Below are 20,204 nucleotides of genomic sequence, written 5' to 3'. Positions count from 1 at the left end.
ACAATACGCAAACATGCGCAACTGGCCGCTTTTCCAGCTCTCCATCACCACGCCCCGCCTCGAACTCCGCTACCCCTCGCTCGACGACCTGGACGAACTGGGCGAGCGGGCGGCTGAGGGCATCCACGAGGCGGGGTACATGCCCTTCGCGGTGCCCTGGTCGGAGACCGAGCCCGCCGAACGGGCCAGACGGACGATCCAGTACCACTTCCGGCAGTGGTCCGAGTTCACCCCGGAGAAGTGGTCCGTCGACTTCGTGGTGGTCTTCGAGGGCCAGGTGATCGGGATGCAGGGCATGGTGGCCGAGCACTTCCCCGTCCTGCGCGAGGTCAGGACGGGTTCGTGGCTGGGCCGGCGTTTCCAGGGCAAGGGCATCGGCACCGAGATGCGCGCCGCCGCCCTGCACTTCGCCTTCGCCGGGCTGGGGGCCGAGTGGGCGGCCACGGACGCGTTCGAGGACAACCACGCCTCGCTCGCCGTGACCAGGAAGCTCGGGTACCACGACGACGGATCCGCCCTGCTCAACCGCCAGGGCGAGCCGGCCGTCAACCTCCGCTTCCGCCTTCCGCGCGCCGGCTGGACCCCCGCCGAGGGCGTCGAGATCCACCACCTGGACGCCTGCCTGCCGCTGTTCGGGCTCCCCACGCCGTCGCCTTGACCTGGAGCGCGCTCCGGCGGCCCACGGCCGCCGAGGACGGCTCCTCGACCGGCGGCGTGTACGCGCACGCGACGGATCCCGAGCAGGCCGCCCGCCTGTGGCGGCTGTCCGCCGAGCTCGCCGGCGTCGACGCGTGCGCCTGAGTCAGACCCCCTGGGGGAGGCGGAACAGGCGGTCCGGGTCGTAGGTGGCCTTCACCTCGGCCAGGCGGGCGGCGTTCTGCCCGTAGTAGGCGGAACGCCAGTCCGTCAGGTCCGGGTCGAGGTAGTTCACGTAGGCGTGGTCGCCGAAGTAGGGGCGCAGATCCGCGTGGATGCCGCGCAGCCACGTCCGGTCCGTGCCCTTGGAGTAGTACTGGACGCTGAACAGCGCGCCGCGGTGCGGGAAGGCCGTGGCGTCGGGCCCGACCCGGCCGACTGCGCCGCCGAGGGCGTCCAGGAGCACCGTGTGCCGGCCGCCGCGGGCCACCCCAGCCACCAGCGCCCGCACGCCGGCGGTCGGCAGCCTCTGGTACGCCATGTGGGACTTGGCCGCGAAGGTGTCCCTGACCAGGCGGCCGTCGGGGGTCTGGCCGGGCAGGTGGCACTGCGAGACCGACAGCGTCGAGCAGCCGCCCATGATCTGCATCGCGTGCTGGTACGAGCTCGGCCTGACGTACCGGGACGAGGTGGGCCCGATCTGGGCGACGAGCGGGGCGAGGAGCCGGTCCAGCGCCTTCTCGCCCCCCAGGTACACCCCACCGATCTGGACGTCGAGGCCGCTGTCGCGCGACAGGTGCAGCGTCGACCACAGCGCGTCGGGAGCGGTCGGGGCCCACGACTGCCACGCGCTGACCGCCGCCTCGGCCCTGGCCCAGGGCCAGTGCAGGAAGAAGACGGTGACGTCGCGCGTGGGATGGGTGCGGAAGGTGAAGGAGACGGCGACGCCGAAGTTGCCGCCGCCTCCGCCCCTGCACGCCCAGAACAGGCCCGCGTGGTGGTCGGCGTCGCAGGTCAGCAACCGCCCGTCGGCCGTGACGATCCGCACGGACTCCAGGACGTCGCAGGTCAGCCCGTACTTCCTGGACACCACCCCGATGCCGCCGCCCAGGGCCAGGCCGCTCACGCCGACGGTCGGGCAGGAGCCCGCCGGGATGCTCACGCCGTGTCGCCCGAGCTTGTCGTAGACGTCGATGAGCTTGGCGCCCGCGCCCACGGTGGCCCGTCCGGACGCGTAACCGACGGAGTTCATCCGGGACACGTCGATCACCAGCCCGGTGCCCGTCGACCAGCCGGCGTAGGAGTGGCCGCCGGAGCGGGTGGTGACGGGGACGCCGTTCGCGCGGACGAACGCCAGGCAGCCGGCGACGTCCGCCGGGGTGGCGCAGTAGGCGACGCCGCCCGGCCTGATCCCGTCGAAGGCCGGGTTGAACAGCCGCCGTGACCGGTCGTAGCCGGCGTCGCCCGGCAGCACCAGGGTGCCCGCCAGCTTGCGGCGCAGCCCCGCCCAGTTGGGCGGCGGCGCGGACAGGACGCCGAGCATCGGTGCGAGCGCGGCGACACGGCAGAAATCCCGGCGGTCCATGGTCGTCTCCCCAAACGGTCGTGGTGAACCGTTGGTGAGACGACCATGGAGGCCGCCGGGTTGGTCACATCTTGGTCACCTGCTGGGCGCCAGGCGGTGGGCGGGCCGCACGCGGGTGCCACCGCCGGACCGGGCGAGCCGCAGGGCCAGCGCCGGGCACATCTCCACGGCCCTGCGGGCCTCCTTCGCCATCCACGCGGGCACCGGACGGAACGACGGGAAGCCGTAGTCGTCCAGGTCCACGAACTCGGGGAGCAGGTGCGCGCAGAGGCCGTGGCCCTGGCAGCGGGTCCAGTCCACGTCCAGGCGGTAGTCGGGCTCGTCGTTTGTCTCTGGCATCGGCAGGACTCCTCTGATCGGCCGGCCGCATGAGCCGTACTCGAGGTGCAGGGCGATGTCGTTCTCGAACGCGTCCAGCGCCGACAGGACGAAACGGGCGGTGCCGTCGGGATGGAAGCACGCGCCGCGCCGCTCGACGGCCCGGACGGCGCGACGTACCGCGTCGGTGGACCCGGTGCCCTCGGCCAGCGCCCGCATCGCGCGGGCCAGGTCCGGCAGGCCCAGCCGGCACGGCCCGCACTGCCCGGCCGACTGCGCGGCCAGGTACGACGTGACCTTCGCCGCTTCGCCGATCGGGCACGTGGTCTCGCCGAGCGGCACGATGATCCCGGCGCCCAAGGTGGCGCCTGCCAGCTTCATGCCCTCGCGCGAGATCTCCGCCGTCTTGGCCGCGTCGATGGGTAGCCAGGCGCCGTGGTAGCCGCCCATCAGCACGCCGTCGCCGATCTCCGCCTCGCACAGGTCGAGGACGTGCGCCAGCGGCGTGCCCGTCGGCGCCTCCAGGACCGCGCCGTGCGCCGCGCCGCCGCTCACGGTGAGCAGCACGGTGCCGGGCTCCTTGCTCGTGCCGACCTCGGCGTAGCGTTCGGGGCCCAGCTCGGCCAGGATGGCGAGCTGGGCGAAGGTCTCGGTGTTCGACAGCAGCGTCGGCAGGCCGTCCACGCCGGACTCGGCGGCCCGCCGCTTCCTGCCGGGCGGCACCGCCTCCAGGCCGTTCACGCCGCGTACCAGCGCGCCGCCCTCGCCGGAGATGAACCGCTCGGGGATGCCGACCACCCGGATCTGGATGTGGCTCTCGGACGCGCCCGCCACCTTGGCGGCCCGCCGCTCGGCCACGGCCGCGGCGATCGACGACTCGCCCACCTCGCCCTGCGCGGTGGCGACGACCACCTCGCGGGCGTGCAACGCCTCGGCCGCCAGGATCGCGCCGTCCAGCACCAGGTGCGGGTTGCGGACGAGCAGCATCGCGTCCTTGGAACTGGCCGGTTCGCCTTCGGCGCCGTTGACCAGCACGACGCACTCGCGTCCGGCCGCGGCGTCGGCGACGGCGCGCAGCTTGCGGCCGAACGGGAAGGCGGCGCCGCCGCGCCCGCGCATGTCCACCTCGTTCACCTCGGAGACGAGGGTGTCGAGGTCGCGCGTCGTGGGCTCGCCGTGCAGCGTGCGGTGCGCCGGCAGGTCGAGCCGCCGGGTGTGGTCGAGCCCGGCCGTCAGCCTGGCCGGGCCCAGGCGTAACACGCGGGGCACTCGGTGCGGGATCACCGCGCCGCCCTTCCGGACGTCCCTTGTCGGCTCATCCCGCCTCCCGGAACTTCCGCCGCGCCGCGGCCAGGCTGACCGGCGCGTTGACCTCCACCGGACGCTCGACCGGCGCGTCGCTCAGCACGGGCGCGCCCACGGCCTCCGGTACGGCCGTCGACCTCAGGTACGTGGCGACCACGCGGACCAGCAGTGCGGACGCGACCGCTGCCAGGCAGGCGAGGTAGGACCAGAGCACCCAGTCGGCCGGTGGGCGGCCGGCGGTCATGCCGTGCGCGATCGAGGCCGGCCAGGCCACGTACACCAGGCCGTGCAGCAGCCGCCACAGCCACGGGGCGCCCCGCTCGGCGAACCGGCCGCGCAGCACGCCGGTCAGCAGGACGACGAGCATCAGGTCGAAGGCGATCGTCCCGAACCCGACGTAGATCCCGGTGACGGGCACCACCACGGCGCCGACCGGGGCGTGCCCCAAGGTGACCATGAACGAGATGTGCGAGACCAGGAAGGCCATGCCGAGCAGCGCGGCGCCCCGATGCGCGAACTGCGCCCTGACCCGGTTCGCCGGCGAGAGGAAGACGCGTTCCGTGGTGATCAGGCCGAGCGCGACCGTCGCGGTCAGCGTCACCAGGGCGAACACGCCCAGGTAGAACTCCAGGAAACCCACTGCCTGGCCGAGCATCCTGGCGCCGCGCTCGGTCCTGGTCAGCGCGAACACCGACAGCAGCACGGCGGTGATCGACGTGCTCACCCCAAGCCGGACGTGCCTCGTGTCCAGCTTGCTCGGGGCGTGCCGGGGTTGTCGTCTGTGGAGCATCAATTCCCTCCGAAGGTCGGTTGAGGGTGCGACTCGGGGGGTCGGACCTTCAGCTGCCCCGCCCACCGGCTGGTGAGCGGGGCTCGGACGAGGCCGGGGTCAGCTCAGCAGCGGCGACCCCGGTTGATGCAGTTGACTACGAACGCCATCAGCCGGTCCGGCATCACGTTGGCGAAGTCGCCGTGATCGGTGACCGGGTTGTGCAGTTGCTCCGGGAAAGCGTCTACGGCGTACGACGCTCCCTGCGGTACCTGGTAGGTCAGGATCATCTGGAGCTGAGGTATTGCCCTGGTGCCTTGCGGACACGCGCCGCCTTGGTCGGGGAAGACCACGTGCGTGCGGTGATTGGCGCTGTCGGTGTTCTGGCCGTCCCAGCAACTTGGAAATTCAAGGATACGAACGACTTGGGAGAAGCGTGGGCAAAGTGGGTATTTATCGGTAGAAATTCTGTTGGTGAATCCGGTGCACGTCCACTGAGCTCGGGCGTTGGCCCCGCCGTTGGTCGCCGCCTTCGCGTCGCCGGTGAGCAACCTGAGGAACCTGGGCATCGCCACGACCTTCGACTGCGCGTTGCCGCGGAACTCCAGCGTCACCGAGCGGGCCCGCAGGGCCTGGCCGACGTTGCCGTCCGGGTCGTTGTCGTTGGTGTCCACCTTGCGGTCACGCAGGACTGGCCAGAAGTAGGTGGACTTGTCACCGAACCGGCAGGTTGTCCCGGCCGCCGCCAGGCTCTCGTCGGTCGAGAAGCCGTTCGTCGACAGGTTGCCCACGTAGTCGTGCAGGTGGTGGGCGCCGTTGCTGACGCCGGGGGCGACGATGAAATTGTCCGGGTTGTTGTGCCCGTTGCGGTTGGTGCCGCAGGCGGAGACGAACGTTCCCCTGGAACCGTTCCTGCCGGCGAAGTCGTTGCGGTTCCCGGAGGGCGGGACCTGGCGGATGTCGACGAAGTCCTTCAGGAACGGTCCCAAGTCGGCGCACTCGTTGTGGTCGTCGCTCGCGGTGGGCGAGGGAGAGGCAGACGGCGTCGGGCGCTGGCCGCGGTTCCTGGTCCGGAACGACTGGGTCGGGCCGTCCGAGGGGGTGAACTGCTCCTGGTCGGACGGCGGCTGGGTCGGCGCGGCCTGCTCGTCGGCCCCCTGCCGCTGATCCTGGAAGCCCTGCTGGTCCTGCGTGCCCTGCCGGTCACCGATTCGCTGGTCACCGATTCGCTGGTCGTCGACCCGCTGGTCCCCGGTCTGCTGGTCACCGATTGGCTGGTCGCCGTTCCGCTGCTGACCGTTCCGGTTCTGCTGCTGGTCGCCGTTCTGCTGCCGGTCCTGGCCCTGGTCCTGTCCTTGATCTTGACTTTGGTCCTGACCTTGGTCCTGGCCCTGGTCCTGTGGCTGCTGTTGCTGGTCCTGCTGCCGTTGCTGCTGGGAGCGTTGTTGCTGCTGCCGGCCCTGCTCGGCCGGGTCGCAGTGGTCGGCCAACGCCGGACTGACGCCGATGACGGCCGCGGACACCAGCCCGCCCGCCGCCACGGCCAAGGCGGACACGGCCGCGGCCATGCGTCTGGATCTCCTCATGGTTGTCTCCTCGTATCGACCGCCGTCGGGGCGGGTGGAGCGGGTGAGGGGGTCAAGGGCTCGGGTAGCTCGTTGAAGTCGACCAGCTCGGTGGACTCGAGCAGCGTCATGTGCTTCATGACCACCGTCACGGCCTGCTGGGCGAACTGCCTGATCTCGGCGTTGCGGGTGCCCGCCCGAACGTCGGCCACCACGGCGAAGACCTTGCCGTGCGCGGCGCGCAGCAGGTCCGCGAAGTCCTTGTCGAAGGCCTTGCCGTTCTCGGAGGCGAGCTGGGCCAGCCAGCGCTGCTGGTCGGCGTTGGGCTGGTCGGGCAGGGGCACGCCGAGCCTGGCCGCGACCGCGCGGGTCGCCACGTCGAGCTTGGTGTGGTCCTCCACCAGGTGCATCCCGACGTTCTTCACCGTCTCGGACTCGCCCCGCTCCTGGGCCCACTGGCCGGCGGGAATCTCCCACAGTCCGGCCTGCCGCACGCGGACGAGCAGATCCCGGTCGCCCGGCCCCAGCGGGCCGGACGCCGTAGTGGTCCAGTCAATGCTGGTGGTCGTCCCCGCAGGGGGCATGACCAGCAAAATCGCGACCACGGCCGCCAGGGCGAACCCGCCGAACATGATGACCTCGCCGCGTAAAAGCCTGCGCATGATCGGAGGTACGCGGACATATCCGAGGTGGTTCAGCCAACACCAGAGATAGTTAGAAATGACTGGAGTTATCGGAGTTGCCACCGGACTGATAACAAAGGTGTAAAGATGTGCCCCGTGCTAGGTCACCTCGACGGCAGGTTCGAGAGTGCGGATGCCGAGGCTGAGTACCGCATCGCGGTGCTCTACCAGGAGTTCGGCGGCCCTCTGCTGCGCCACGTACGCAAGTCGACCGGAAACGATCTTCAATGGGCGGAGGACGTCGTGCAGGAGACGATCGTCCGTGCCTGGCGTAACTCGGCAAGACTGCAATGGGAACCGAGCCTTATCTGGGCGTGGCTACTGACCGTGGCCCGCCGCATCGTGATTGACGGGCGCCGCAGAAAGAGCGTTCGGCCTCATGAGGTCGAGCCTCCGGAAGTGGACATGCTCGCCATCCCTGACGGGTCGGAGCGGGCGTTATCGGCGATCGTGGTCGCCGAGGCGCTGCGCAGCCTGTCCGAAGAACACCGAGAAGTCATCGAGCAGACTTATCTTAGGGACCGTACGATAAGTGAGGCGGCGGAGATTCTGGGGATCCCGCCCGGCACGGTGAAGTCGAGGCTCTACTACGGCATTCGCGCTCTCCGTGAACAGCTGCGGGACAGGGGGGTAGCCGGCTGATGCATGAAGAGGTGGCCGCTTACGTCCTCGGCGTCCTCGATGCTGGGGAGCACGAGGCGTTCGAACGCCACCTCGACCACTGCGAGGATTGCCAGGCTGAGCTCGTGGAACTGGCTGCGGTTCCCGGGCGGCTCGACGAGCTCAGGCACGTTCCCTCCGCCACCGGAGACGACCCCCGATGACGATGTCAGGTTGACGGATGTCACGTTGACGTTCGTGCACTTTTCGGGTGGTATCGAAGCGGTAAGGCGAGTGACCGGCCAGGTGGTCGGCGGGCAAGGCGGGGGAGGTGCCCGGTGGGGCTAGACGCTGGCGCGGCCGTCCCCCCGAACAGGCGGTTCGGTGAGGAAGGCGGCCGGTTGTTCTACGGCGGCTACCTTCGGCTGCCCGAGCTGCTCGACCAGCAGCAGCCCCAGTCGGAGGCCCCCGACGAGCTGCTCTTCATCACCGTCCACCAGGTGTACGAGCTCTGGTTCAAGCTTCTGCTGCACGAGCTGGAGGTGGCGCGCGACGCCATGCTCCGCAGCGAGCTGTGGCTGGCCAGACACCAGTTCAGGCGCGTGCACGCGGTGGAGCGGGTGCTGATCCAGCAAGTCGACGTCCTGGAGACGATGACGCCCCAGGACTTCATGGCGTTCCGTGAGAACCTGGCTCCCGCCAGCGGGTTCCAGTCGGTGCAGTTCCGCGAGCTGGAGTACCTGTCGGGCCTGAAGGACCCGAGCTACCTGAGCAGGCTGCGGGACGCGAGCGACACCGAAATCGACAGGTTGCGCCGCCGCTTGGACGAGCCCTCCCTGTGGGATGCTTATCTCACCGCCCTCTCCCAGCGTGGCCTGCCGGTCTCCGACGACGAGATCATGGCCTCGCTGCTCACCGTGGCGAGAGACCGCCGGTCACACGACGACCTGTGGCAACTGGCCGAAGACCTGCTGACGCACGACGAGACCGCCGCGCAGTGGCGAGCGCGGCACGTCCAGATGGTCGAGCGGCAGATCGGCACGAAGTCCGGCACAGGCGGCTCGACCGGCGCCCCCTATCTGCGCGGCAGGACGCGCCTGCACTACTTCCCACTGCTGTGGGAGCTGAGAACCTGGCTATGAACAGGTATGGCAAACCCTCACAAAGGAGTGAGAGCGAAATGCCGCTCGACGAGGCCAAGGACGAGCTGCTGCAGAGAGTCGCGCAACAGTGCGCGATGAGCAGCGACCACGTGAGCCCCGATGAAGCGCTGTCCTTTCTGCGGACCTACTACCGGCACACCGCGCCGGAGGATCTGCTCGACCGCAACCCGGTCGACGTGTACGGTCCCGCGATGTCGCAGAGGCAGCTGGCCGAGGTCCGCCCGCAGGGCAGGGCGCTGGTCCGCGTCTACACCCCCACACTCGACGAGAACGGGTGGGACCCAGGGCGCTCGGTCGTGGAGGTGGTCACCGACGACATGCCGTTCCTGGTCGACTCGGTGACGATGGAGCTCCACCGGTACGACATCGGCATGGACCTGGTGGTCCACCCGCAGATGCGGGTCCGCCGCGACATGACGGGCCGGATGCTGGGTCGCGGCCAGGAGGACGTCACCGGTCAGCTGATGGCCGAGTCGTGGATGCACATCGAGATCGACAGGCAGACCGAGCCGGGCGTGCTCAAGCAGCTCGAAGCCGATCTGCAGCGGGTGCTGTCGGACGTGCGGCACGCGGTCGAGGACTTCGCGAAGATGCGGGCGCTGGCCGTCCAGACCGCCGAGGACCTGACGCTGAACCCGCCGCCGCTGGAGCCCGCCGAGGTCGAGGACAGCCTCGACCTGCTGCGCTGGCTCGCCGACGGGCACTTCACCTTCCTCGGCTACCGCGAGTACCGCCTGGAGGAGACCGACGAGGGCGACGCGCTGCGCGCACTGCCCGGCCAGGCGTTCGGCATCCTGCGCCACGACACGATCGGCTCCGAGAGCTTCTCGGTGCTGCCGCCCGAGGTGCGGGCCAAGGCGCGTGAGAAGCGCCTGATGATCATCACCAAGGCCAACTCGCGGGCGACCGTGCACCGCGCGGCCTACCTCGACTACATCGGGGTGAAGTTGTTCTCGCCGGAGGGCGAGGTGATCGGGGAGCGCCGTTTCCTCGGCCTGTTCACGCACGTCGCCTACAACGAGTCGATCTCCCGCATCCCCGTGCTCAGGCGCAAGCTGGCCGACGTCCTCGACCGGGCCGGGCTCACCGCCGACAGCCACGACGGCAAGGACCTCATCGAGATCCTGGAGACCTTCCCCCGCGACGAGCTGTTCCAGACCTCGCTCGACCAGCTCCTGCCGATCGCGCTGGGCGTGCTGCGGCTGCGCGAGCGCAAGCAGGTCAAGCTGTTCCTGCGGCGCGACGACTACGGCCGCTACATCTCCTGCCTGATCTACCTGCCGCGTGACCGGTACACCACCAAGATCCGGCTGAAGATGCAGGAGGTGCTGCTCAAGGCGCTGGGCGGCAGGAGTCTCGACTACAGCGCGATGATCGGCGAGTCCGCGCTGGCCAGGCTGCACGTCGTGGTGCGCGGCGAGCGGGGCAAGCAGCTACCCGCGCCGAGCGAGCACGTGGAGGAGCTGGAGGCGCGGTTGGCCGCGGTCACCCGCTCCTGGGAGGACGACCTGGCCGAGGCGATCACCGAGATGACCTCGGAGAAGGAGTCGCCGCAGCTGGTCCGGCGCTACCAGTCGGCCTTCCCGGAGGGGTACAAGGCCGACTTCCCGCCCAAGATGGCCGTGGTCGACCTGCGCCGCCTGGAACAGCTCGACGGCGCCGGGGACGAAGAGGTCGAGCTGAACCTGTACGAGCCGTATGACGCCGCAGAGGGGGAGCGGCGGCTGAAGATCTACAAGATCGGCTCGCCCATCTCGCTGTCGCAGGCGCTGCCGCTGATCCAGCGGCTCGGCGTCGAGGTCGTCGACGAGCGTCCGTACGAGATCGTCACCGACAACGACCAGAGCACCAGGAACGCCTGGATCTACGACTTCGGGCTGCGCTACACGCCGTCCGAGGAGGTCGACAGGAACGACTTCAAGCGGCTCTTCCAGGACGGGCTCACCGCCCTGTGGAAGGGGGACGTGCAGGCCGACAACTTCAACTCGCTCATCCTGGTCGCCGGGCTGACCTGGGAGCAGGTCGAGATCCTGCGCGTCTACGCCAAGTACCTGCGCCAGGCGGGCACCACCTTCTCCCAGCGTTACATGGAGCGGGTGCTCCTCAACAACGTGCGGCTGGCGCGGCTGCTGGTGCGGCTGTTCGAGGCGCGGCTGGACCCGAGGCGCTCCGACGACGTGCGCATCGACCTGGTGGACGCGCTGCACGAGGAGATCCTGGGCGCCCTGGACGAGGTCGCCTCGCTGGACGAGGACCGGATCCTGCGGGCGTACCTGGAGATGATCCAGGCGACGCTGCGGACGAACTACTTCCAGACCGAGGGCGGCCGTCGCAAGCCGTACATCTCGCTCAAGTTCGACTCACAGGCGATCAGCGTGCTGCCGCTGCCGCGGCCGAAGTACGAGATCTTCGTGTACTCGCCGCGGGTCGAGGGCGTGCACCTGCGCTTCGGCAACGTGGCCAGGGGCGGCCTGCGCTGGTCGGACCGGATGGAGGACTTCCGGACGGAGATCCTCGGCCTGGTCAAGGCGCAGATGGTGAAAAATACCGTCATCGTGCCTACCGGCTCCAAGGGCGGGTTTGTCGTGAAGCGTCCGCCTGTGGGCGGCGGACGCGAGGAGCTGATGGCCGAAGGCGTCGCCTGCTACCGGGCGTTCATCTCCGGCCTGCTGGACGTCACCGACAACCTCGTCGACGGCAAGGTGGTGCCGCCCGCCGACGTCGTCAGGCACGACGGCGACGACCCCTACCTGGTGGTCGCCGCCGACAAGGGCACCGCCACCTTCTCCGACATCGCCAACGGCGTGGCCAAGGAGTACGGCTTCTGGCTGGGCGACGCGTTCGCGTCCGGCGGCTCGGTCGGCTACGACCACAAGGCGATGGGCATCACCGCCCGCGGCGCCTGGGAGTCGGTCAAGTACCACTTCCGCACCACCGGCGTGGACGTCCAGGCGACCGACTTCACCGTGGCCGGAATCGGCGACATGTCGGGCGACGTGTTCGGCAACGGCATGCTGCTCTCCCAGCACATCCGGCTCGTCGCCGCCTTCGACCACCGCCACATCTTCGTCGACCCCGACCCCGACTCCGCCCGCTCCTTCAGCGAACGGCGGCGGCTGTTCGACCTGCCACGCAGCTCCTGGGCCGACTACGACACCGGGCTCATCTCCCAGGGCGGCGGCGTGTTCGCCCGCACGGCCAAGTCGATCCCGATCACGCCGCAGATGCGCGAGGCGCTCGGCATCCCCGCCGGGATCACCTCGATGGCGCCGAACGACCTGATCAGCGCGATCCTGCGGGCCCCGGTGGACCTGCTGTGGAACGGCGGCATCGGCACCTACGTCAAGGCCACCGCCGAGTCCAACGTGGACGTCGGCGACAAGGCCAACGACGGGCTCCGCGTCAACGCCGCCGAGCTGCGCTGCAAGGTCATCGGCGAGGGCGGCAACCTGGGCTTCACCCAGCTCGCCCGCATCGAGTTCGCGCTCAACGGCGGTCTGGTCAACACCGACTTCATCGACAACTCCGCCGGGGTCGACACCTCCGACCACGAGGTGAACATCAAGATCCTGCTCGACCAGGTCGTCCGCGACGGCGAGCTGACCGACAAGCAGCGCAACCAGGTCTTCACCTCGATGACCGAGGAGGTCGCCGGCCTGGTGCTGCGCGACAACTACGCGCAGAACGTGGTCCTGGCCGCCGCCCGCGCGCAGGCCGTGGAGATGCTGCACATCCACGCCCGGTACCTGCGGCGGCTGGAGCGCGACGGGCTGGTCAACAGGGAGCTCGAGTTCCTCCCGTCCGACAAGGCCCTCGCCGAGCGCCGCCAGGCCAGGCTCGGGCTGACCGCGCCCGAGTTCTCCGTCCTGCTGGCCTACACCAAGCTGGCGGTGGACCAGGAGGTGCTCGCCTCCGACCTGCCCGACGACCCGTACCTGGCCTCGTGGCTGGTGTCGTACTTCCCGTCGGCGCTGCGCGAGCGGTTCAGGTCGTACATGGACAACCACCCGCTGCGCCGCGAGATCATCACCACCTGCGTGGTGAACGAGATGATCAACTCGATGGGCACGACGTTCGTCTACCGCTTCGGGGAGGAGACCGGCGCGTCGGTGCCCGACATCGTCCGCGCCTACCTCGTCACCCGTGAGGTGTTCGACCTGCCGAGCTTCTACCGGCAGGTGGAGGAGCTCGACAACAAGGTCGACACGGCCACCCAGATCGCCATGCTCCTGGAGGCGCGCAAGCTCGCCGAGCGCGGCACCCGCTGGCTGCTCGGCAACCGCCGGCCGCCGCTGGACCTGGCGGTCTCGGTGAACTTCTTCATCAAGGGCGTGAACGGCCTGCTCACGCAGGTCCCGACGATGCTCGCCGGGCCGGACCTCGTGGCCTTCGAGGAGCGCCGCGACTCCTTCGTGGCCAGGGACGTCCCGGCGGACCTGGCGGAGCGGGTGGCGGCCATGGTGCCCGCGTACAGCACCTTCGACCTGGTGGAGATCGCGTCGCTGGCGGACCGGCCGGTCAACGAGGTGGCCGAGGTCTACTTCGACCTGGCCGACCGCCTCCAGCTGGCCCGCCTCAGGGAGCGGGTGATCGCCCTGCCGCGCGACAACCGCTGGAACTCCATGGCCCGCTCGGCCCTCAGGGACGACCTGTACGCCGCGCACGCCTCCCTGACCCGCGACGTCCTGGCCCACAGCACCTCCGGCCTGCCTCCGGAGGAGCGCCTGGCCAGCTGGTCCGAGGCCAACTCGGCCGCGGTCCACCGGGCCAGGCAGACGCTGTCGGAGATCTGGGAGAGCGACAACTTCGACCTCGCGACCCTCTCCGTGGCCCTGCGAGCCATCCGCACGCTCGTGTCGGCCAGCAACCTGCCCCACGCGGAGGCCTGACCCGCGGGACGTCGGGCGCGGCGCCGAAGCCGCGCCCGGCGCCGGGGTGGGCTACTCGCCGCCCGCGCCGGTCAGCGCCCCGTCGTGGGCGATGATGCGGGCGGCGGCCGGCGACCTGCCGGGCGGGACCGCGGTCGCGTACTGGTGAGTCTCGGTGATCTTGAGCGTGCGGCGGAGTACCTTCGAGCTGATCGCCCAGCGGGCCGCGTCGGGCACCGGCATGTACTCCTTCGACGTCTTGTTCACCGTCGTGGTGGTTCTCGACATCCCGTACTGGATCAGCGCCCCGCCGCCGGTGGTGCGCAGCGTGTACACGGGGAAGTCGCCTGCGCTGAAGATCGAGTCGTAGCTGAACCCGTCGTTCTTGGCCTTCTCCCGGTCGGCCATGATCTGCGTGGCCACCTCGGTCGTGAACGGCCCGGGGGCGACCAGCTTGGCCGCGACCCCACCGGACCCCGCCTCCGCGATCGTGGCGTGCAGCGGGCCCATGAACTGCGGGCTGATCGTGACGCTCTTGTCGTCGGGCGGCAGCGCCGTGGCGTACCCCTCGGCGTCGAGCTCGATCTGCGGCGGCTCCTCGCCGGGCAGCAGCCGGGCGGCCGAGCTGAGCCGCCAGTCGTCGCCCTTGGCGAACGTCAGCAGCGTCTGCTGCCCGTCGCGGGTGACCAGCACGCTGAACCAGGGCGCCTGCTCGTCGGGCGCGAACCGCGGCACGAACAGGGTCGGCGGCCCCCACGTGTACCGCGGCGGCCTGTTCTTCGTGGACTGGAACTCGGCCGAGGTGACCCGCGCCTCGGCGTCGCGGTACTGCTCCATCGCCAGCCGCTGGTCGCCCCCGGCCCGCAGCAGGTCGTCGGTGGCCGTGAAGGTGGCGAAGACCTTGGCCGCCTCCACCAGCGTGATCGCCAGCGGCGTGGGGGACGGGGTCACCGGGATGGGCGCGGGGGCCGTGGCCGCCACCTGGCTGGGCGGGGCTTGTGGCGTGCCTGAGCAGGCGACCGCCCCGGCCAGCAGGCCGACGGCGAGCGCCAGCGCCTTCCGCCGACCATATGCACGCACCTCGCCATGTTATTCGGGCGCGCGAGGGTCGCGTACCCTTGGGAGACGTGGCAGTCATCGATCCGGCAGAAGAGATCAACGAGCTCGGGGGCACGCTCCGGAGCATCCAGGACGTGCTCGACCTCGACGCGATGCGTAAGCAGATCGAGGCGCTGGAGGAGCAGGTGGCCGCCCCCGACCTGTGGGACGACCCCGACCAGGCGCAGAAGGTCACCAGCAAGCTGTCCCACCTCCAGGGCGAGCTCAACCGCGTCGAGGGCCTGGCCCGCCGCCTCGACGACCTGGGCGTGCTGTACGAGCTGGCGGCGGAGGAGGCCGACGACGACACCAAGGCGGAGGCCGACAAGGAGCTGGCCACGCTCAGGTCCGACATCGGCGCGATGGAGGTCCGCACGCTGCTGTCGGGCGAGTACGACGCCCGCGAGGCGCTCCTGACGATCAACTCCCAGGCCGGTGGCGTCGACGCCGCCGACTGGGCCGAGATGCTGCTGCGCATGTACCTGCGCTGGGCCGAGCGCAAGGGCTTCTCCACCGAGGTCTACGACACCTCCTACGCGGAGGAGGCCGGCATCAAGTCGGCGACCTTCATCATCAAGGCGCCCTACGCGTACGGCACGCTGCGCGGCGAGCACGGCACCCATCGCCTGGTCCGCATCAGCCCGTTCGACAACCAGGGCCGCCGCCAGACCTCCTTCGCCGGCGTCGACGTCGTCCCGGTGGTCGAGCAGACCGACCACATCGACATCAACGAGGACGAGATCCGCGTCGACGTCTACCGCTCCTCGGGCCCCGGCGGTCAGGGCGTCAACACCACCGACTCCGCGGTCCGCATCACGCACCTGCCGACCAACATCGTGGTCTCCTGCCAGAACGAGCGTTCGCAGCTGCAGAACCGTGCCAGCGCCATGGCCGTCCTCCAGGCCAAGCTGCTGGAGCGCAAGCGGCAGGAGGAGGCGGAGCGCATGTCGGAGCTGCGCGGCGCCTCCACCACGTCATGGGGCACGCAGATCCGCAACTACGTGCTGCACCCGTACCAGATCGTCAAGGACCTGCGCACGGGCACGGAGGCGGGCAACCCGACGGCCGTGCTCGACGGCGACCTCGATGAGTTCATCGAGTCGGAGATCCGCTGGATGCGCAGGCAGGAGTCAGAGCCCGCTTAGGTGCTTGAGCGCCAGCGTCACGAAGAGCAGGACCAGCAGCAGCACGACGATCACGGCGGGTGACAGTCCGGCGAAGCCGTGACTGTGCATCCGCTCGCGATTGGCGCGGCAGACGGGGCAGCGGCCCTCGATGACGGGGTGGGCGCACTGCGCGCATACGAGGTGTTCGCAACTCATGTCAGCCCCAAGTGTAGCCGCACAATCGTTTTGTTTCCGTTATGGACGTTCCATGCCAGTCTTCCCCCTAGACTGTGCTCTGGCCAATCGGAACGTCGATCATTGGTAAAGAAAGACGCCCCCGATAGCCAGTGGCGGGAAGTGGGCATGTGCCACCCTTGCTTCCGTCCTGACCCCTAGACTGGCATGCCGTGATGCTCTCGTGATCCATTTCGATAATGTCACCAAGGTCTACGCCAACCAGAACAGGCCCGCTCTCGACCACGTCTCCGTCGACGTGGACAAGGGCGAGTTCGTGTTCCTCGTCGGTCCCTCGGGATCAGGCAAGTCCACATTCCTCCGGCTGATCCTCAAGGAGGAGCGGCCCAACTCCGGGGCGATCCACGTCGCAGGCAAGGATCTCGCCCGTCTCTCCAACTTCAAGGTGCCGCACCTGCGCCGCCGCATCGGCTGCGTGTTCCAGGACTTCAGGCTGCTGCCCAACAAGAACGTCTACGAGAACGTGGCGTTCGCGCTCGAGGTCATCGGCAAGCCCCGGCGGTTCATCCGCAAGGTCGTGCCCGAGGTCATCGAGCTGGTCGGCCTGGAGGGCAAGGCGCACCGCATGCCCGACGAACTGTCCGGCGGCGAGCAGCAGCGCGTCGCCATGGCCCGAGCGTTCGTCAACCGGCCGATGATCCTGCTGGCCGACGAGCCGACGGGCAACATCGACCCCGCGACGAGCATCGGCATCATGAAGGTGCTCGACCGGATCAACAGGACTGGCACTACGGTCGTCATGGCCACGCACGACGCGGCCATCGTCGACTCCATGCGCAAGCGCGTCGTGGAACTGGAGGACGGCAAGATCGTCCGCGACCAGTCGCGTGGCGTCTACGGCCAGGCCTACTGACAGGGAGCAGCTGACAGAACATGCGGGCGAATTTCATCTTCTCCGAGGTCTGGATCGGCCTCCGTCGCAACCTCACCATGACGATCGCGGTGGTCATCACCGTGGCGGTGGGCATGGCCATGCTGGGTGTCGGCCTGATGATCAACGCCCAGGTCTCGCTCATGAAGGACTACTGGTACGACAGGGTCGAGATCTCAGTCTTCCTCTGCACCAAGACCACTTCGGACGAGGACTGCAAGGGCAAGGCGGCCACCCCGCAGCAGACGCAGACCCTCAAGGCGAAGATCGAGTCCCTGCCGGGAGTGCAGTCGGTCACGTTCGAGGACCAGGCCACCGCCTACGAGAACTTCAAGAAGGCCTACGGCTCGAACAAGGCACTGGTCGAGGCGGCCGGAGTCCAGGACATGCCCCCGTCGTTCCGGGTCAAGCTGAAGGATCCTGACAACTACCAGCCGGTCATCCAGCAGATCGAAGGCCAGCAGGGCGTCGCGCAGATCGTCAACCAGAAGGACCTGATCGGCAAGTTCTTCGACATGCTCCAACTGGTGCGCAGCGCCGCCCTGGTGGTGGCGATCATCCTGGTGCTCGCGGCGGCGTTGCTGATCGGCAACACCGTGCGATTGTCGGCCTTCAACAGGCGCCGCGAGACCGGGATCATGCGGCTGGTGGGCGCGTCGAACCTGTACATCCAGCTCCCCTTCGTGATGGAGGGCGTGATCGCCGGCCTGATCGGCGGCGTGTTCGCGGCGGTCATGCTGATCGTGGCGAAGGTGTTCATGTTCGAGGAGTTCGCCCGCTTCCTCGCGGCCACCAGCAGCATCGGCTGGAACGATGTGGCCCAGACCATCACCCTGACCATGGGAATCGGCGTGCTGATCTGTGTGCTGGCTTCCTTCGTCACTCTTCGCCGCTACCTCAGGGTGTAGTGGAACGCCGGTAAAGTCGGAAGCATGCCACGTGAGACCGGGCGGAAGGTCATCGCCCAGAACAAGCGTGCCCGGCACGACTACCACGTCGACGACACGTTCGAGGCGGGGCTCGTGCTGCAGGGCACCGAGGTGAAGTCGCTGCGCGAGGGTCGCGCCTCGCTCACCGACGGTTACGCCACGATCGACGGCGGCGAAGCGTGGCTGCTGAACGTGCACATCCCCGAGTATTCACAGGGAACGTGGACGAACCACGCCGCCCGCCGCAAGCGCAAGCTGCTCCTGCACCGCAAGGAGATCGAGAAGCTCGCCGCCGTGACGAAAGAGGGCGGTCTGACGATCGTGCCGCTGTCGCTCTACTTCAAGGACGGCAAGGCCAAGGTCGAGATCGGCGTGGCCCGAGGCAAGAAAGACTGGGACAAGCGCCAGTCACTGGCGGAGCAGCAGGCCAAGCGGGAGATGGCCCGGGCGCTGCGGCACCGCAGCAGATGAGCCGCATCCGCCGTACCGTTGCCGCGACCGTCACCCTGGCGGTCGCGTGCACGACTCTGACCGCCTGCCTCGACGAGTCCTCGCCGCACGACGCGGTCCGCGACTTCCTGGTGGGCTGGCAGTCGGAGGACTACGACCTGGCCGCCGAGCGCACCGACGGCGACCCCGCGATCGTGCGCGAGGCGCTCGCCGACGCCAAGCTGGAGCTCGACGCGGCCTCGTTCCGCTTCAAGATCAAGAGCATCAGCCTCAACGGCGACGAGTCGCGCGCCGACTTCGGGGCCGAGGTCGACCTGGGCGAGAACAACCCGCTGTGGGAGTACAGCGGTGCGCTGCCGCTGCACCTGGTGAACGGCGCGTGGAAGGTGCGCTGGTCGCCGTCCGTGCTGCACCCACAGCTCAAGGACGGGCAGCGGTTCGCGGTGCGCACCGACCCGACGCCGCGCATGCCGGTGGTCGACGTGCGCGGCACGCCACTCCAGCGCGACACCAACGTGTACGTGGCGCAGGTGCAGCCGTCCAAGCTGGGAGGCCAGGCCGAGAAGGTCGTCGCGGAGCTCTCGAAGATCACCGGGTTCGCCCAGGACCGGCTGCTGAGCAAGATCAGGTCGTCCCCGCCGGACGAGTTCGTCTCGCTCGCCACGTTCGGTGGCAGGCGTTACCCCGCCATCCAGGACGACCTGGAGGCGATCCCCGAGATCACGGTCAAGGCCCTGCCGCAGCCGGTCGCGCCCGACGCCCCCAAGGACATCGTCGGCAAGGTCAGCTCCCTCACCCCCGAGGACGAGGTCAAGCTCGGCGGCCCGCAGCGGGCCGGCGACTCGATCGGCCAGAGCGGCCTCCAGCGGGCCTACCAGGACTATCTGACGGGCTCCACCAAGACTCAGGTGATCACCCTTGACCTGAAGACCGGCAAGCAGGCCGCGCTGCTCAAGGAGTGGCCCGGGCGGCAGAACAGCCAGGTCAAGACCACGATCGACAGCAAGATCCAGCGGGCCGCCGACGAGGCGGTCGCCGACGCCGAGGCCGGTGTGCTGGTGGCGGTCAAGCCGGAGACGGGCGAGATCCTGGCGGTCGGCGCGAACGGCTACAACCAGGAGAAGGACGCCCTCGCGGGCAAATTCCCGGCGGGCACCGCGTTCTCGATCGTGGCGGCCGACGCGCTGATCAGGTCCAAGGTCAACCCCAAGCTGAAGCTGGCCTGCCCGGCCGAGCGGACCGTGGGCGGCGCGAAGTTCGTCCAGACCAGCCAGGTCACCAGCTCGTCGGCGTCCCTCCAGGATAATTTCGCCAAGGGCTGTGTCACCGCGCTGGCCTCGCTGGCGCGCCGAGTCGACGCCGCCGAGCTGGCGAAGAGCGCCACGACCTTCGGCGTGGAGCTGCCGTGGCGGCTGCCGCTCAAGTCCTACAGCGGGTCGCTGCCGGAACTGCCCACCGACGCCGACAAGGCCAAGGCCATCGTGGGGGAGAACGTCCAGATGAGCCCGCTCGGCATGGCACTGGTGGCAGGCGCGGTCGCCTCGGGAGCCTGGCATCCGCCCATCCTCGTCACCGACCCCAAGGAGCCGGGCTCCGCGGCCGAGGTGGTGCCCGGAGCGCCGCTCAAGCCGGCGCCGCTCGCCCCCGAGGTCCGCACGGCGCTGAAGGCGATGATGAGCGCCGGGGCGACGAGCGCGCACGCGCAGGCGGGCAGTGGCAAGGTGTACGGCGTGTCGTCGTCAGCGGGCGGCGAGGACGCCTCCATGCGCTGGTTCGTCGGCTGGCAGAAGGGCGTCGCCATCGCCGTGCTGGCCAAGAAGTACAACCCGGCGGTCGTCGCCAGCAGCTTCTTCGAGGCGCTCGGCAACCCGTCGTGATTACACCGTCACGGTAAGCAACCATTCGGCGTGCCGGCTGCGTCTTACTGAATGACTGGGCCCGCTCGGGGGGTTGCGGACCTGGTCACCGTGATGCGACAGGACTTCATCTCGGGGGAAGTCCTG

General features: G+C 69.2%; 18 protein-coding genes. 11 read left to right on the top strand and 7 right to left on the bottom strand.

Features of this window, described 5'->3' with window-relative positions; translation table 11 throughout:
• The first annotated feature begins 13 nt into the window (after positions 1 to 13).
• Together ABZ297_RS12795 and ABZ297_RS12790 are read left to right on the top strand one after the other, a co-directional pair.
• Positions 14 to 658 (top strand): GNAT family N-acetyltransferase, encoded by a 645-nt coding sequence (locus ABZ297_RS12795; RefSeq protein WP_355343908.1) that lies wholly within the window; start codon positions 14 to 16, stop codon positions 656 to 658.
• The gene (locus ABZ297_RS12790; RefSeq protein ID WP_355343906.1) at positions 655 to 801 is read left to right on the top strand and encodes a hypothetical protein; all 147 of its coding nucleotides are present in this window, start codon (positions 655 to 657) and stop codon (positions 799 to 801) included. The genes ABZ297_RS12795 and ABZ297_RS12790 overlap by 4 nt, the downstream gene beginning before the upstream one ends.
• A gap of 1 nt (position 802) precedes the next feature.
• Here ABZ297_RS12790 and ABZ297_RS12785 read toward each other — a convergent pair whose 3' ends face one another.
• From ABZ297_RS12785 to ABZ297_RS12765, 5 genes are all read right to left on the bottom strand, one after another.
• A complete protein-coding gene (locus ABZ297_RS12785) occupies positions 803 to 2,221 on the bottom strand; it encodes an FAD-binding oxidoreductase (RefSeq protein WP_355343903.1) in 1,419 nt (472 codons plus the stop codon).
• 75 nt (positions 2,222 to 2,296) lie between these two features.
• Complete coding sequence (locus ABZ297_RS12780; protein WP_355343900.1) at positions 2,297 to 3,823, bottom strand: NADH-ubiquinone oxidoreductase-F iron-sulfur binding region domain-containing protein; 1,527 nt, start codon at positions 3,821 to 3,823, stop codon at positions 2,297 to 2,299.
• 31 nt (positions 3,824 to 3,854) lie between these two features.
• Positions 3,855 to 4,634: a hypothetical protein gene (locus ABZ297_RS12775; protein ID WP_355343897.1), complete on the bottom strand. Its 780-nt coding sequence runs from the start codon at positions 4,632 to 4,634 to the stop codon at positions 3,855 to 3,857.
• 104 nt (positions 4,635 to 4,738) lie between these two features.
• Positions 4,739 to 6,199 carry a DUF1996 domain-containing protein gene (locus ABZ297_RS12770; protein WP_355343895.1) on the bottom strand — a complete coding sequence of 487 codons (1,461 nt, stop codon included), beginning with the start codon at positions 6,197 to 6,199 and terminating at the stop codon, positions 4,739 to 4,741.
• The gene (locus ABZ297_RS12765; RefSeq protein WP_355343892.1) at positions 6,196 to 6,840 is read right to left on the bottom strand and encodes a DUF4142 domain-containing protein; all 645 of its coding nucleotides are present in this window, start codon (positions 6,838 to 6,840) and stop codon (positions 6,196 to 6,198) included. Before ABZ297_RS12765 ends, ABZ297_RS12770 begins: the two co-directional genes overlap by 4 nt.
• A gap of 117 nt (positions 6,841 to 6,957) precedes the next feature.
• Between ABZ297_RS12765 and ABZ297_RS12760 the strand changes: the two genes are divergently transcribed.
• The 4 genes from ABZ297_RS12760 (at position 6,958) to ABZ297_RS12745 (ending at position 13,513) form a co-directional block, all read left to right on the top strand.
• Entirely contained in the window at positions 6,958 to 7,503 is a 546-nt protein-coding gene (locus ABZ297_RS12760; RefSeq protein ID WP_355343889.1) for a sigma-70 family RNA polymerase sigma factor, read from the top strand.
• The gene (locus ABZ297_RS12755) at positions 7,503 to 7,685 is read left to right on the top strand and encodes a zf-HC2 domain-containing protein (RefSeq protein ID WP_355343886.1); all 183 of its coding nucleotides are present in this window, start codon (positions 7,503 to 7,505) and stop codon (positions 7,683 to 7,685) included. The genes ABZ297_RS12760 and ABZ297_RS12755 overlap by 1 nt, the downstream gene beginning before the upstream one ends.
• Positions 7,686 to 7,799: 114 nt before the next feature.
• Complete coding sequence (locus ABZ297_RS12750; protein ID WP_355343883.1) at positions 7,800 to 8,603, top strand: tryptophan 2,3-dioxygenase family protein; 804 nt, start codon at positions 7,800 to 7,802, stop codon at positions 8,601 to 8,603.
• A 38-nt stretch (positions 8,604 to 8,641) separates the two neighbouring features.
• Positions 8,642 to 13,513, top strand: a complete 4,872-nt coding sequence (locus ABZ297_RS12745; protein ID WP_355343880.1) for an NAD-glutamate dehydrogenase — start codon at positions 8,642 to 8,644, stop codon at positions 13,511 to 13,513.
• Between the two features lie 51 nt (positions 13,514 to 13,564).
• Here ABZ297_RS12745 and ABZ297_RS12740 read toward each other — a convergent pair whose 3' ends face one another.
• A complete protein-coding gene (locus ABZ297_RS12740) occupies positions 13,565 to 14,572 on the bottom strand; it encodes a hypothetical protein (protein WP_355343877.1) in 1,008 nt (335 codons plus the stop codon).
• Between the two features lie 47 nt (positions 14,573 to 14,619).
• On the opposite strand from ABZ297_RS12740, the gene prfB reads away from it, so the two are divergent.
• Positions 14,620 to 15,735 (top strand): peptide chain release factor 2, encoded by a 1,116-nt coding sequence (gene prfB / locus ABZ297_RS12735; protein ID WP_355343874.1) that lies wholly within the window; start codon positions 14,620 to 14,622, stop codon positions 15,733 to 15,735.
• Here the strand turns inward: prfB and ABZ297_RS12730 are convergent.
• Positions 15,721 to 15,912 carry a hypothetical protein gene (locus ABZ297_RS12730; protein WP_350803448.1) on the bottom strand — a complete coding sequence of 64 codons (192 nt, stop codon included), beginning with the start codon at positions 15,910 to 15,912 and terminating at the stop codon, positions 15,721 to 15,723. The two genes, prfB and ABZ297_RS12730, sit on opposite strands and share 15 nt — an antisense overlap.
• A 202-nt stretch (positions 15,913 to 16,114) precedes the next feature.
• Here ABZ297_RS12730 and ftsE point away from each other — a divergent pair, with 202 nt between their 5' ends.
• Genes ftsE through ABZ297_RS12710 form a run of 4 tightly spaced genes read left to right on the top strand, consistent with a single transcriptional unit; the run spans position 16,115 to position 20,078 of the window.
• Entirely contained in the window at positions 16,115 to 16,804 is a 690-nt protein-coding gene (ftsE, locus tag ABZ297_RS12725; protein ID WP_091079803.1) for a cell division ATP-binding protein FtsE, read from the top strand.
• Between the two features lie 20 nt (positions 16,805 to 16,824).
• Positions 16,825 to 17,730, top strand: coding sequence for a permease-like cell division protein FtsX (ftsX, locus tag ABZ297_RS12720; protein WP_355343869.1), 906 nt, complete (start codon positions 16,825 to 16,827; stop codon positions 17,728 to 17,730).
• A 24-nt stretch (positions 17,731 to 17,754) separates the two neighbouring features.
• Positions 17,755 to 18,222 (top strand): SsrA-binding protein SmpB, encoded by a 468-nt coding sequence (gene smpB / locus ABZ297_RS12715; protein WP_355343866.1) that lies wholly within the window; start codon positions 17,755 to 17,757, stop codon positions 18,220 to 18,222.
• Complete coding sequence (locus ABZ297_RS12710; protein WP_355343863.1) at positions 18,219 to 20,078, top strand: penicillin-binding transpeptidase domain-containing protein; 1,860 nt, start codon at positions 18,219 to 18,221, stop codon at positions 20,076 to 20,078. Before smpB ends, ABZ297_RS12710 begins: the two co-directional genes overlap by 4 nt.
• Positions 20,079 to 20,204: the final 126 nt, after the last annotated feature.

Source organism: Nonomuraea sp. NPDC005983 (assembly GCF_040614375.1).
GTDB lineage: Bacteria > Actinomycetota > Actinomycetes > Streptosporangiales > Streptosporangiaceae > Nonomuraea.
This window is presented reverse-complemented; position numbering and strand designations above follow the sequence as displayed.

Coding starts and splice junctions, on each gene's coding strand:
- ABZ297_RS12795 (WP_355343908.1), top strand. CDS start 14: ATGCGCAACTGGCCGCTTTTCCAGCTCTCCATCACCACGCCCCGCCTC.
- ABZ297_RS12785 (WP_355343903.1), bottom strand. CDS start 2,221: ATGGACCGCCGGGATTTCTGCCGTGTCGCCGCGCTCGCACCGATGCTC.
- ABZ297_RS12775 (WP_355343897.1), bottom strand. CDS start 4,634: ATGCTCCACAGACGACAACCCCGGCACGCCCCGAGCAAGCTGGACACG.
- ABZ297_RS12770 (WP_355343895.1), bottom strand. CDS start 6,199: ATGAGGAGATCCAGACGCATGGCCGCGGCCGTGTCCGCCTTGGCCGTG.
- ABZ297_RS12765 (WP_355343892.1), bottom strand. CDS start 6,840: ATGCGCAGGCTTTTACGCGGCGAGGTCATCATGTTCGGCGGGTTCGCC.
- ABZ297_RS12755 (WP_355343886.1), top strand. CDS start 7,503: ATGCATGAAGAGGTGGCCGCTTACGTCCTCGGCGTCCTCGATGCTGGG.
- ABZ297_RS12745 (WP_355343880.1), top strand. CDS start 8,642: ATGCCGCTCGACGAGGCCAAGGACGAGCTGCTGCAGAGAGTCGCGCAA.
- ABZ297_RS12730 (WP_350803448.1), bottom strand. CDS start 15,912: ATGAGTTGCGAACACCTCGTATGCGCGCAGTGCGCCCACCCCGTCATC.
- ftsX (WP_355343869.1), top strand. CDS start 16,825: ATGCGGGCGAATTTCATCTTCTCCGAGGTCTGGATCGGCCTCCGTCGC.
- smpB (WP_355343866.1), top strand. CDS start 17,755: ATGCCACGTGAGACCGGGCGGAAGGTCATCGCCCAGAACAAGCGTGCC.
- ABZ297_RS12710 (WP_355343863.1), top strand. CDS start 18,219: ATGAGCCGCATCCGCCGTACCGTTGCCGCGACCGTCACCCTGGCGGTC.